Annotated in this window: 15 protein-coding genes; 1 reads left to right on the top strand and 14 read right to left on the bottom strand. The window is 60.3% G+C overall.

Annotated elements, in window-relative coordinates; genetic code table 11:
* Positions 1 to 183: 183 nt before the first annotated feature.
* A complete protein-coding gene (locus HB780_RS28930; RefSeq protein WP_183691359.1) occupies positions 184 to 1,089 on the bottom strand; it encodes a flagellin N-terminal helical domain-containing protein in 906 nt (301 codons plus the stop codon).
* A 333-nt stretch (positions 1,090 to 1,422) separates the two neighbouring features.
* Here HB780_RS28930 and HB780_RS28925 point away from each other — a divergent pair, with 333 nt between their 5' ends.
* The gene (locus tag HB780_RS28925) at positions 1,423 to 3,366 is read left to right on the top strand and encodes an O-linked N-acetylglucosamine transferase, SPINDLY family protein (RefSeq protein WP_183691357.1); all 1,944 of its coding nucleotides are present in this window, start codon (positions 1,423 to 1,425) and stop codon (positions 3,364 to 3,366) included.
* A gap of 53 nt (positions 3,367 to 3,419) precedes the next feature.
* Here the strand turns inward: HB780_RS28925 and fliP are convergent, their stop codons facing one another.
* The 13 genes from fliP to flgF all read right to left on the bottom strand — a co-directional run bounded on the left by fliP (position 3,420) and on the right by flgF (position 12,461).
* Positions 3,420 to 4,178, bottom strand: a complete 759-nt coding sequence (gene fliP, locus HB780_RS28920) for a flagellar type III secretion system pore protein FliP (RefSeq protein ID WP_183691355.1) — start codon at positions 4,176 to 4,178, stop codon at positions 3,420 to 3,422.
* Positions 4,175 to 4,669 (bottom strand): flagellar basal body-associated FliL family protein, encoded by a 495-nt coding sequence (locus HB780_RS28915; protein ID WP_183691353.1) that lies wholly within the window; start codon positions 4,667 to 4,669, stop codon positions 4,175 to 4,177. Before HB780_RS28915 ends, fliP begins: the two co-directional genes overlap by 4 nt.
* Before the next feature lie 45 nt (positions 4,670 to 4,714).
* Entirely contained in the window at positions 4,715 to 5,431 is a 717-nt protein-coding gene (flgH, locus tag HB780_RS28910) for a flagellar basal body L-ring protein FlgH (protein WP_183691351.1), read from the bottom strand.
* Positions 5,428 to 5,967: a MotE family protein gene (locus HB780_RS28905; RefSeq protein WP_183691349.1), complete on the bottom strand. Its 540-nt coding sequence runs from the start codon at positions 5,965 to 5,967 to the stop codon at positions 5,428 to 5,430. The genes flgH and HB780_RS28905 overlap by 4 nt, the downstream gene beginning before the upstream one ends.
* Positions 5,964 to 7,082 (bottom strand): flagellar basal body P-ring protein FlgI, encoded by a 1,119-nt coding sequence (locus tag HB780_RS28900; protein ID WP_183691347.1) that lies wholly within the window; start codon positions 7,080 to 7,082, stop codon positions 5,964 to 5,966. Before HB780_RS28900 ends, HB780_RS28905 begins: the two co-directional genes overlap by 4 nt.
* A complete protein-coding gene (flgA, locus tag HB780_RS28895) occupies positions 7,079 to 7,564 on the bottom strand; it encodes a flagellar basal body P-ring formation chaperone FlgA (protein ID WP_435693898.1) in 486 nt (161 codons plus the stop codon). The genes HB780_RS28900 and flgA overlap by 4 nt, the downstream gene beginning before the upstream one ends.
* 33 nt (positions 7,565 to 7,597) lie before the next feature.
* Positions 7,598 to 8,386 carry a flagellar basal-body rod protein FlgG gene (flgG, locus tag HB780_RS28890; protein WP_007695760.1) on the bottom strand — a complete coding sequence of 263 codons (789 nt, stop codon included), beginning with the start codon at positions 8,384 to 8,386 and terminating at the stop codon, positions 7,598 to 7,600.
* Positions 8,387 to 8,484: 98 nt separating this feature from the next.
* Complete coding sequence (locus tag HB780_RS28885; RefSeq protein ID WP_183691342.1) at positions 8,485 to 8,835, bottom strand: flagellar hook-basal body complex protein FliE; 351 nt, start codon at positions 8,833 to 8,835, stop codon at positions 8,485 to 8,487.
* Positions 8,835 to 9,251 (bottom strand): flagellar basal body rod protein FlgC, encoded by a 417-nt coding sequence (gene flgC, locus HB780_RS28880; protein WP_007695748.1) that lies wholly within the window; start codon positions 9,249 to 9,251, stop codon positions 8,835 to 8,837. The genes HB780_RS28885 and flgC overlap by 1 nt, the downstream gene beginning before the upstream one ends.
* A 16-nt stretch (positions 9,252 to 9,267) precedes the next feature.
* Positions 9,268 to 9,660, bottom strand: a complete 393-nt coding sequence (gene flgB, locus HB780_RS28875; protein WP_183691340.1) for a flagellar basal body rod protein FlgB — start codon at positions 9,658 to 9,660, stop codon at positions 9,268 to 9,270.
* 118 nt (positions 9,661 to 9,778) lie between these two features.
* Complete coding sequence (locus tag HB780_RS28870; protein ID WP_183691339.1) at positions 9,779 to 10,324, bottom strand: flagellar protein; 546 nt, start codon at positions 10,322 to 10,324, stop codon at positions 9,779 to 9,781.
* 1 nt (position 10,325) lies between these two features.
* The gene (fliI, locus tag HB780_RS28865; protein ID WP_183691337.1) at positions 10,326 to 11,714 is read right to left on the bottom strand and encodes a flagellar protein export ATPase FliI; all 1,389 of its coding nucleotides are present in this window, start codon (positions 11,712 to 11,714) and stop codon (positions 10,326 to 10,328) included.
* Positions 11,715 to 11,726: 12 nt separating this feature from the next.
* Complete coding sequence (gene flgF / locus HB780_RS28860) at positions 11,727 to 12,461, bottom strand: flagellar basal-body rod protein FlgF (protein WP_183691335.1); 735 nt, start codon at positions 12,459 to 12,461, stop codon at positions 11,727 to 11,729.
* Between the last annotated feature and the right edge of the window lie 76 nt (positions 12,462 to 12,537).

Here is a 12,537-nt window from a genome sequence, read left to right as displayed (position 1 = left end):
TGCCTGTTAACCCCAGTTGGTTATGGTTAACTCGCCGTTTCAATGACCCTAGAAAACAACAATATAGTTAAGAAAATCTGAACCACGAAACAGCAAAAAATATAAAAAAAACCGCGCCTTAGAGAGGCGCGGTTAACTTATTGTTTAGGAATTTCGGCTGGCGCTAAACGCCAGTCCTGCTTCTTAACGGAAGAGCGACAGGATAGACTGTGTCGAAGAGTTGGCAATCGAGAGCGACTGGATGGCCAGCTGCTGCTGGGTCTGGAGAGCCGAAAGCTTGCTGGACTCTTCTTCCATGTTTGCATCGACCAGCTTGCCAACGCCCGACTGGATCGAGTCGGAGAGCGAGGAAGCAAACGTCGTCTGCAGGTCGATACGGCTGGAGATCGAGCCGAGCTTCGAACCCATGCTGGTCAACGAGTTCAGAGCGGTCTGAACCATGTTGAGGGCGCTGGAGATCTGGCCCGTGGTCATGCTCGAGATATCCAGGCTGAACACCGAGTAGGAACCGGTCTTGGTGCCGAGAATACCGGAAGCAGTATCGATCGTGCCGGAGTTCGAGCCGAACAGAACGTTGCCGGTTGCGGTGGCGTCGAACTTGTAGGACGTGGTGCTGACCGAGACGGTGCCGTTGGTGCCGCGGATGAACGAGGAAACGACCGAAGCGGAGTCGCCGCTGGCAGCCATGACCCAGTTTTCGCCGTTGAACGAAGCCGACTGAGCGACGCTCTGCAGCTGCTGCTGGAGCTGGCCGATTTCTTCCTGGACAGCGCCCTTGTCAACCGAGCCTTCCATGGCGGTGACGAGCTTGTCCTTGATCTGGCCGACGACGTCGATGGCGCTGCTGACAGCGGTGGATGCCGTATCGACCTTGGCAGCGCCGAGGCCGAGGGCGTCGGAAACGGCGCCAATGGCGCTGTTGTCAGACTTCATCGAGGTGGAAATCGACCAATAGGCGGCGTTGTCGGAAGCCTTGGAGATACGCAGGCCGGACGAAACGGCGCTCTGCGTGTCCTGCAGGCTGCTGCTGATGCCACGCAGCGTCTGCAGTGCGGCCATAGCGGAGTTATTGGTGTTAATGCTTGTCATGAGTGTGTCCCCGAAAACTGAATACAAAAAGGAGGACATACCGGACTTCAAATACCGGCGATGACGGAGCGGCTTCATGCTCCTCGGCCCATTTTCCTAGGGGGCCAAACCCGTCATGTGAGGAGCAAATTCGCATCCATTGCTTGCGAATTCCTTAAATTTGGGGGGCGCGGCAAGGGATGTCCTCAACGTAGCTAATAGTGCGTAAATGAGTGATTCAACCGCCGCTTCGGTTTCAGGCAAGCTACGCGCGCGATGATCCGGCGAATCCATGATGACGGTCCTCGGCCTCCAGCCGGTGCCTGTTCAACGTTTCGCTCGGAGTTCTCGCTCGTGACTATCAAAAACACCTTTGTGACAGCCTCCAATCTCTACCAGAAGGGGCAGTATACGCGCGCACTCGAAACATTGAACGAGCTGCTCAACAGCGATACATCACCGAAGACCTACGCGCTGCTGGCAAAGACGTTGCTCAAACTCGGCTTCAAATCGGATGCCGCGACGGCCTACGAACTGGCGGGCAGGCAAAAGCCGCATCGCGAGGACTATCTGCGCGAAGCCTTGCTGCTGCATGCCGATTGCGGCGATGAGGACAAGGCGCTATCGATCGGCAGCCTGATCCTGCCGTTGGCCTTCAAGGATCCGGAGTTGGCCTATGTCCTCGTCCGCATTTTCCTGGGCCGCCAGCAGAAGGAGCTTTTGACCGGCTTCAAGACCGTGCTGGTCGATGGACCGGAGCTCAGGCACCGGCTGCTGGCCGCGAAACTCCTGACCGACGACCTTTACGACGAAGGCAACCGGCATATCGTTGCCACGCTGTTCAAGAATCATCCCGACAACATCGTCTTCCGCACGCTTTACCTGATCTTCGCACGCGAAGTGTCGGATCTCGCGCTGGTCGACAAACATATGGCCCAGATCAAGACGGCGCTCGCCGCGGGCAATCTCGACTATGTCACGCCGGACAATCCCTTCTTCCATCTGCATTGGTGCGGCGACGAAGCGATCAACAAATTCGCCATCCACGACACGCTACCGCTGCCCGCCGGACATGCCGAGGCTCGCCGCAAGGCGCCGCATGCATGGGCAGACAAGATCCGCATCGGCTATCTCTCGGCGGACTTCTGGCCAGGCCACGCGACCATGAAGCTCCTGCAGCGGATATTGGAACTGCACGACCGGAACCGCTTCGAGATCACCCTCTTCGACCATTCGCCATTAGCGTCGCAGCGGGAGGAAGAGTTCGATTATTCGAGATGGGGGACCATGGTCGATATCCGCAGCCTCTCCGATCAGGCTGTGGCCGAGGTCATTCGCGCGCGGGGCATCGATATTCTCATCGACCTCAAGGGGCACACGAAGGATAGCCGCGCACGTATCCTCAACCATATGGCCGCGCCGATCCAGGCATCATGGCTCGGCTTCCCCGGTTCCACCGTCAATGTCGATCTCGACTACATCATCGGCGACCCCTACGTGCTGCCGGAACAGTCCAAGCCGCATTTTCACGAGAAGTTCTGCCGCTTGCCCGAAAGCTATCAGGCTAACGACCCGATCTATCGTCCGAAGCCGCAACCGACGACCCGCGCTCAGCATGGGCTGCCGGAAGACGCCTTCGTCTTTGCCTCCTTCAACGGCAACCGCAAGATCACCCCGCAGATGGTTGATGTCTGGTGCAACATCCTGAAGCGCACCAAGAACAGCGTGCTCTGGCTGCTGTGCAACGGCCCACGCGCCGAAGCCAATCTGTGGGCGCGACTCGAGGCGCGCGGCGTCAATCGCAAGCGCGTCGTCTTCACGACCCGTATTCGCTACGAGGACCATATCGATCGCCAGCAGCTTGCCGATCTCGGTCTCGACACCTTCCCGGTCAACGGCCATACGACGACCTCTGAGCAGCTCTGGGGCGGCCTGCCGGTGTTGACGATGAAGGGCACGAACTTCGCCTCGCGCGTCAGCGAAAGCCTGCTCAACGCCATCGGCGTACCGGAACTGGTCGCCGCCGATGTCCAGGCCTATGAGGACATGGCCGTGGAGTTTGCCGAGCAGCCCGAGCGCGCAGCTGGGCTCAAGGACGTGCTGGCCGCCAACCGCTATATCAAGCCGCTCTTCGACGCCGAACGCTTCACCAGTCACCTGGAGACGGCTTACGGGATGATGGTCGAGCGCGCCAGGCTGGGCCTTGCTCCGGATCACATGGATGTGCCGGCACTGCCCGTACGCACCGAACCGTTCCTGGTCGAAGACGGGAATGCGGCGGCAATCGCCGCCGAATAGAAATGTGAGGTCGTCGGGCATTGCCCGATGACCACTCCTGCGGCTTTAGGCTGTCAGTGGAAAGAGCGCACGAGACTGCCGACCAGCAGATTCCAGCCATCGATCAGCACGAAAAACAGAATCTTGAAGGGCAGTGAGATCGATGTCGGCGGCAGCATCATCATGCCCATCGCCATGACGATAGTCGAGACGATCAGGTCGATGACCAGAAACGGCAGCACGACCAAAAAGCCAATTTCAAAGCCGCGACGGATTTCCGAGATCATGAAGGCCGGGATCAGGACGCGATAGTCGATCTTGTTGTCGACCACCACCGTCTGCCCGCGCTCCCGCGCCAGATCGACAAAGAGCTTGATGTCCTTGTCGCGCGTGTTGTTCGCCATGAAGGTGCGGAAAGGCTCGGCGATGCGCATAACGGCATCCGCCTCCGAGATCTGATTGGCAAGCAGCGGCTGCGCCCCATCTTTCCAGGCCTGATCGAAGGTCGGCGACATGACGTAGAAAGTCATGAACAGCGCCAGGCTGAGCAGGATCATGTTCGAGGGGGTGGTTGCAAGACCCATGCCCGAACGCAGGATCGAAAACGCAATGATGAAGCGCGGAAAGCTCGTCACCATGATGAGGATGCCGGGCGCGATCGACAGGATGGTCAGCAGCCCGAAGGTGCGGATGATCCAGGCCGCGACCGACCCGTTCACCGGGGCGTTCAGAAGATCCGTCGGAATCTGTTGCGACAATTGCTGCGCCATCGCCAGTTCAGGCGACAATATAGCAAATACTAATGTAGATAAAATAAGTAATAATCGAATCATTCGATCACGAAAGTCCTGAACATGACTTTCGATACGCGTCCTTCGGAGCGCAGGTCAACACGTTCCTGAAGGTCATCCCGAAGATATTGCAGGCCACGCGGACCTTCGATCTGTTGCAGCGACACCGTGCGGACATAGGCCAGGATATCTTCATGGATGGATTGGGCGAGTTGTGGGTCCGGCTTGTCCTTGAACACGAGCGCGATTTCCAGCCTGATCCAGTTCTGCGAGGGATAGCCGAGATTGGTGATGATCGGATCGAGCTGGACGATATTGCTCGATTCCACGGGGGCTATCGCCTGCTTTTCGTCGCCGGTCGTCTGTGTGGCGGCCTGCACGGCTGATGTCGCCGCCTTGATCTTCGGCGCAACTATGGTGCCGAGGAACCACCCGCCGCCGCCGCCGAGGACGGTCAGGGCGAGCAGTCCGACGATGGTCATGACCAGCGGCGATCCCTTGCTGTTTGCCGATGCGTCTGCGGCTTCTGCCATGTCTGTTACTCGCCTGTTGCAAAAATGCCGTGTGCTGTCCGACCGTCAGAGCGGCGACAGCAGATCGACCGCCTGTTGACCGACCGGCGGCTGCTGAATTTCCGTCAGGCGACCACGGCCGCCATAGGAAATGCGCGCCTCGGCGATCTTGCTGTAGGAAATCGTATTATCCGCCATGACGTCCTGCGGCCGCACAATACCGGCGACATTGAGAATGCGGATTTCCTGGTTCATGCGAACTTCCTGCGAGCCACTGATCATCAGGTTGCCGTTCTCGAGAATGCCGGTAACGACGGCAGCCACAAGCAGGTTGATCTGCTCGGAGCGCTGCATCTTGCCCTTGCTGTCGGTGCTGGTATCGGAGCCCGAGGTCGCGTCTGCCCTGGTGGCAGGCGTCCAGCCGAAGATCTTGGCGGCAATGTCCCAGTTCATATCGCTTTTGTTCGTGCGATTGCGATTGGTCTCGTTGTCCCAGTTCGCCTTGTCGTTGATCTGGATCGTGACGGTCAGAATATCGCCGACGTTGAGCGCGCGGGCGTCCTTGAAAAGGGCCGCCTGCGAATCGTTCCAGAGCGAATAGCCTTGCGCGACCTGGTGCGGGCGCTTCGGATACTGCGACATCTGCGGTGTCTGCGCATATTGCAGGCCGCTGCCGATGGGGCTCATGGCGGGTGCCCTGCCGATTTCCTTCATAGCCTGCGGCGTCTGGCAGCCCGCGAGAAAGACGACAATTGCGCACGTGGCCGTAAGACGCATGTTCATGAAGGGTCCTTCGACTTCGATGTATTCGGATCAGACGCGCTGGCCATGATGTTGGTGACGGCTGCCGCCTTCTGCACATCCATCTCCGCCAAAACGAGACTCGCCTGGCGCGGCGAGAGTTTCATGATGATCGCCGCCGCTATGGTGACCTTGACGCCGTCAAGGCTCGCCGCCGCCGCATCGGGCTTCATGTTCTTGTAGACGTCGATCAGACCGGCATCGGCGCTTTTCAGAAAGTCGTCGCGGCGCTTCAGCCAGTCTTCATATTCCGCCTTGCGCTGATCCATGGTGGCGATGCGCTGATTGACGTCGGCCTGCAGCTTTTCAAGCTCCTGCTTTTGCAGAAGGTAGCGCTGGTCGCGGGCCGGATCGGCAATATTGGTGCAGAACTGCCTGATCTCGTCCTGGCTGGATGCCGGATCAACGACCGGTTTCGGCGCTTCCTGTGCCGCCGCAGCGCAGACGGACAGCAGCAGGGCGACCATGGCCGCAGAGCAGGAATTCAGAATTTTTCGGGCGATAGCGATCGAGATCATTGCAGCACGAGCTCCGCTTGCAGGGCGCCAGCCGATTTGATGCCTTGCAGGATGGCAATGATGCCGTCCGGCTTGACGCCGATATTGTTCAGGCCGGAGACGAGTGTCTTCAGGTCAGGCCCCTGGAGCATGGCGACGCCGCCGCCGCTCTTGGTCGCTGTGATATCCGTCTGGTCCTGGATGGCAGTCTGGCCGTCAGAGAAGGGTTCCGGCTGGATGACCTGCGGATTTTCGCTGACCTGAACCGTCAGGGTGCCGTAGCTGACGGCGACCGGCGAGACGCGGACGTCGGCGCCGATGACGATCGTTCCTGTGCGCTCGTTGATGACGACCTTGGCTGGCGTATCGGTCTGGACGGCAAGATTTTCGATGTCCGCCATTAGCCGCGTCAGGTCCGCCATCTTCGGCTTGCTGATCGCAACCTCCTGCGAATCCTTCGCCTCGGCGATCGGCGCGCCGAAGCGCGAGGTCGCCCAGGCATTGACCGTATCGGTAATACGAACCGAGGTGGAAAAGTCCGGATTACGCAACTGCAGGACGAGATTGACGGAGTCCTTGAAGCGCGACGGCAGCTCACGCTCGATGATGGCGCCGCCCGGCACGCGGCCGGCGGTCGTGGTGCCTTCGGTGACGCTGGCAGCGGCCCCTTGCGCCTGGAAACCCGAGACGATGACCGAGCCCTGCGCCACGGCATAGATCTGCCCGTCGGCGCCGCTGAGCGAGGTCATGATCAACGTGCCGCCGCGAAGCGAGGTCGCGTCGCCGAGCGAACTGACGGTGACGTCGATACGGCTGCCGGGACTGGCAAAGGGCGGCAGGTTGGCCGTCACCATCACGGCGGCGGTATTCTTGGCGGCGGACTGGCCGCCCTGCGTCGAAATGCCGAGATTCTGCAGCATCGCGCGCATGGACTGCTCAGTAAACGGCGAAGACCGCAAGCCGTCGCCTGATCCTTGCAGACCGACGATCAGGCCGTAGCCGATCAACTGGTTGTCACGGCCGGCCTGCAACGAGGCGATATCCTTGATGCGCGATTGTATCGCCAGCGCCGGATCGGAGACGATCAGGCTGGGCAATGCCATCAGAATCGCAAGAAAATAACGAAGGCTTCTCATTTCGAGACCACGCGAATCGTGCCGTTTTCGAGGACGGTACCGTTGACGATGATACCGGAATCCAGATTACGGGCCCGCACGCTGTCGCCGACAGCGCCGTCGTCCAGGGGCGTCCCGGCCGCGGTGATCGTCATGCTGCCCATACTCATTACCAATCGTGCGTTCGAACCGCGTATCACCGCAAAGGGCTGGCGCAAGGAGGAAATCGAGATTGTCCTGCCGGGCAGAAGCGTGCGCTTCGATACCCTGCCCGTCACGTCCCGGATCGCCCTGGCGTAGTCGCCGGTCAAGTTGGGATTGGTGACGTCAACCTCCTCGAGCTGGCCGCTGCCGATGATATCGCCGGGATAGATCACCTCGGTCGGTACCACGGCGGTGCCCATGCTGGTTCCGTCGACACCCGTTGCGCCGGCGGAAAAAACCGGCACGAACATGACGGATAGGCCTGCTGCGGCGAGCCAGGCCATTGCTAAGCTTTTCATCCGGCGAAACCTCATGTTCGGCCCGTCCCTCTGTTACTTCAGGTTTTTGCTGACGATCTGCGCCATGTCGTCGGCGGTGGTGATGACCTTGGAATTCATCTCGTAGGCACGCTGCGCCGTGATCAGGTCGGTGATTTCCTTGACCGGATCGACGTTCGACGATTCCAGATAGCCCTGCTTCATATAGGCGAAGCCGTTTTCGTTCGGGTCGGAGACGACGGGATCGCCGGATGCCGGCGTCTGGGTGAAGAGGTTACTGCCCATCGGCTGCAGACCGGCCTCGTTGACGAAGTTGGCGATCTGCAACTGACCGAGAACGGTCGGCGTGGTCGCCGTGCCGATTGTCGCCGAGACCTGGCCGGATTGGTTGATAACGACGTTGCTGGCATTGCTCGGGATGGTGATCCCAGGCTGCAGCACGTTGCCGTCGGGCGTGACCATCTGGCCGGTATCGCTCTTGTTGAAGGAGCCGGCGCGCGTATAGGCCGTCGTACCGTCAGGCATCTGGATCTGGAACCAGCCGCGGCCGACAAGTGCGACGTCGAGATCGTTCGACGTCTGCGACAGCTCGCCCTGGATCTGGATGTTGCGCACGGCCGTCGTCTGCACGCCGAGACCGATATTGGCGCCTTCCGGGACCACTGCCTGGTTCGGCCTGTTGGCGATGCCCTTGGCGCGCTCGGTCTGGTACAGAAGGTCCGAGAACTCGGCGCGGGAACGCTTGTAGCCCGTCGTGTTGATGTTCGCGATGTTGTTCGCGATCACTTCGAGATTGGTCTGCTGGGCGTCCATGCCCGTCGCGGCAATAGCGAGCGCTCTCATGTTTTAGTCCTTCGATCTGGAGCGCGATCCTGAAAGCCGCCAAGCGGCTTTGGAACAGGAACACGCCAAGTCACATAGTTTGAGCGGAGCAATCCGCCCTAGATCTGCATTTTCGTAATATCGAGGAAGGCGGAGACCATCTTGTCGCGCAGCGCGATCGCCGTCTGCAGCGTCTGATCCGCCTGCATGACCTTGTCGACCACTTCGCGGGTGCTCATCGTGCCCTTGATGCCGGCAAAGGAGGCATTTTCGGCGTCCTTCAGCGTGCTGACCGTATTCTTCGCCACATCGGACATGACCGAGGCGAAGCTGCCGACCGCGGAGCTTCCGATTGCCGTTTCCGGCGTCGATGCGATCGCGTTGGATGCGACGGAACTCAGATCCGTGGCGATGCTGCCGAGACCGCGGGTTGCCGAGAGGGAGGAGACATTCTTGATAGCGTCAATCATTATGAATTCTTCAACAGATCGATGGTGGAGGAGATGAGGTCGCGTGCCTGCCGGACCGTTTGCAGATTGGCCTCGTAGGAACGATTTGCCTCGCGCATGTCGGCCATTTCGACAAGGATGTTGACGTTGGGCATCTTGACGTAGCCCTTCTGGTCCGCCGCCGGATTGTCCGGGTCGTATTGCTCGACGAACTTGCCGGTGTCCTCGCCCATCTTCTTCACCCCGACCGTCGTCACACCGTTGGCTCTATCGAGCTCGGCACCGAAGGTCACCGTCTTGCGGCGATAGGGATCGGCACCGGGTGTGTCGCCTGTCGAACGGGCGTTGGCGATATTTTCGGAGACGACGCGCAGGCGGGTCGATTGAGCCTCCAGGCCGGAGCCCGCAATCTTCAATGCGGCAGATAAGGGATCCATGACATCTTCACTTCATCTATTGTTTTACGGTCATCAACATCATGCGATGAAAGGAGCTGACGAGTGCGGTGTTCAAGCTGTACTGCCGCTTGATCTCACCCGATTTGGCGAGCTCGTCTTCCAGGCCCACGGTATTACCCGACTCCTGGACACCAATTTCCTGGTTGAGCGACGCTTCCTCGACGTTGATGTCGCCGCTCTGACTGAATTCGCTGCCGGAGAGATGCGCCGGATTGGTCTTCGCCATGCCGACATTCTGGTTGTCGAGGACAGCCTGGAACGGCGTCACGTCCTTGGCGCGGAACTTCGGGGTATTGGCATTGGCGATGTTGCCGGCAACAACCTCCTGGCGCGTCTGAAGCCACTCGGCTTGCCGCGAGGCCAGGTCAAAGAGTTGAATGGGTTGCATGGGCTTCTCTCCGTTCTTACACCAGGGACATTAGAGGGATAATCTTGCGTGGGACTTGCGGGGAATGCGTTCTTGCGGAAGTCTTCAAAACGCCCGGTATGCGGACGATTTCGAGCATTTATTCATGGCCGTAGACATCGCCTGTGGAGGTGACGATCACCCATTTTCCGTCCCGTTGCTCGATGGTCGCCAGGCGGCTGTTATCAGGCAGGAGAGACCCGATGCGCACGACGAACATGCCGTTGTCATCCTCGATCAGCGCCCGGCCATTTGCGACATGCAGCAGATGGAAGGGCGACTTGCCGGGGAACGGCTGATCTTCCGCCGGCGGCCCCTTGTCGTCCTCGCGCCCGACATTGCTGATCGTCGCCGTCGTCAGAGGATCGGGAATGATATCCTTCGGTTCGCCCGGGTTCTTGTTGACCATGGCAAGCGGCGAGACGCTGACGATCTCGCGCCCCGGCCAGTTCGGCAGATCCCGCGACCGGTCGCCCTCGGCAACCTGAATGCCGAACTTGTCCGGGTTCAAAAACACGTACCACGGGAAGAAGGCCGAGATACCGGCCAGCACCAGGCCAGTGCAGGCCAATGCCCTGTCGGTGGCAGTCCGCCTTTTCGCCAGCTTGGGCGGAGCGACCGGCTCGTCTGCATCGGATTCTCTCACATCAGCCTCTCTTTGCCGGTATGTTTGCCGCCGAACCGTTCTTCAAGGCGGTCGCAAGGTCGGTGAAGGCGTCGACCGCAGGCCGTTCGCCGGGAGTCTGCTTCAGCACATCGTAGATGATCGGCACCTGGCGGACGGCTATGTCGAGATCTGCGTCGGCACCCTGGCGATATCCGCCGATCAGGCGCAGGTCGCGCGTTTCCTCGTAGCGGTGCACGAGCGCCTTCAGGCGCGACACCAGCTTTTCCTGATCCGGCGTCCAGGCCTTGCGCGCCAAGCGCGAGACCGAGGCCAGCGGATCGATCGGCGGATAACGGCCCTCCTCCGCAAGAGAGCGCTGCAGGACGATGTGGCCATCGAGAATGCCGCGGGTGGAATCGGCGATCGGGTCGTTGTGATTGTCACCATCGACAAGGATCGAAATGATCGCGGTGATCGTGCCCGTGCCTTCCGGTCCCGGCCCTGCCCGTTCCAGAAGACGCGGCAGCTCGGTGAAGACGGAAGCCGGATAACCGCGCGCGATCGGCGGCTCGCCGGACGCGGTCGCGACCTCGCGGATGGCGTGGGCGAAGCGGGTGACGCTATCGACGATCAAAAGCACATTGTCGCCCTGGTCGCGGAAATGCTCGGCGATGGTGATCGCCGACAGTGGCGCCATCTTGCGCAACATCGGGCTCTCGTCGCTGGTTGCAACCACGGCGACCGACTTCTGCATGTGCGAACCGAGCGTATCCTCGATGAATTCACGAACTTCGCGACCACGCTCGCCGACCAGCGCGATCACCACCTTGTCGAAGGCGCCGGCGCGGGCAAGCATCGACAGCAGCGTCGATTTGCCGACGCCGGAGCCGGCGAAGATGCCGAGACGCTGGCCGAGGCAGAGCGGTGAGAAAATATCGATGGCGCGCACGCCGGTCTTGAAGCCCGTCTCGACGCGTTTGCGCGTCATGGAGGGCGGCGCGGTGTTGGAGATCGATCGCGGCTGCGTGCCCGCCGTCAGCGGCCCCAGGCCGTCGATCGGTTCGCCCAGCGAGTTGATGGTGCGCCCGCACCAGCTTTCCGACGGCGCGATGCGAAAGGCGCCCTTGCGGATGACGGTGTCATGGATGCCGATCGGTTCGCCCGGCTCGATGGGACAAACATAGGTCAATTCCGGTTCGACGCGCACGACTTCACCGAGATGAATGCCGGTCGAGGAACGATGGGCGACGAACTCGCCGAGGCGCACATGCCTGGAGAGGCCCGCGACCGTGTAGTGCCCGGCCGCAATGGTCCGCACATGGCCGCCATGGGCGACCGCGTTTTCCGTCATCGCATATTGCTCCGCCAGCGCGGCCATATGCGGCAGCCTCGGAGAAAGTGCCCCCTCAGGCATCCGGTCCTCGAACATGATCCGCCCTTCTTACTGGCTGCCGCCGAGGGTCTTGATCGCTTCCGAGAGCGTGCTTTCGCTGCTGTTGGTGAGCGACGTGATATTGTCGAAAGCGCGGCTGACCTCAATCAGTTCGGTCATTTCCCGCAGGCCGTTGACGTTGGAATTTTCGAGATAGCCCTGGGCGACGCCAATATTGGAGCGGTCGATCACCGGTTGCGGCGTGTCAGTGGGCAGTACGCCGCTATTGCTGTAGCGCAGGAAGCCCTTGCTGACGTCGGAGGTATAAAGCCCGATCTGGCCGACCTGCTTGTCGTTCTGCGTGATCGTGCCATTCGAGGAGACGGTCGGCGCCCCACCGGTGGCATCGAGCTGGATTGGTGCACCGCCGGGATCGAGCACGGGATAGCCGCGTGCCGAGACCAGTGCGCCGCTGTCCGTCATCGTAAAGCGGCCGTCGCGCGTCAGCACCAGGCCGGCTGGCGTATTGAGGCCAAACCAGGCTTCGCCCTTGACGGCAAAATCGAGGAGATTGCCGGTGTTCTGCAATTCACCATTGTCGGTGGAGAGATAGTCATTGCCCTGCGAGACGAAGGCGACCTTGGTGTTGAGCTTGTTTTCGGTACTGCTGAGGACCTGATTGAACTTGACCTCGGTGCCGCGGAAACCCGTGGTGTTCACATTGGCCATGTTGTCGGCAACCGTCGTCAGACGCCGCTCGAGCGCCATCTGCGATGACAGCGCCACATAGATACCAGACTGCATTTTCAACGCCCTCCGGACATTGGAGAATAACGGGACAGGAAACGTCCGATGACGCGGCGTTCCAACATGTCGTTAG

The sequence above is a fragment of the Rhizobium lusitanum genome (genome assembly GCF_014189535.1).
Lineage (GTDB): Bacteria > Pseudomonadota > Alphaproteobacteria > Rhizobiales > Rhizobiaceae > Rhizobium > Rhizobium lusitanum_C.
This window is presented reverse-complemented; position numbering and strand designations above follow the sequence as displayed.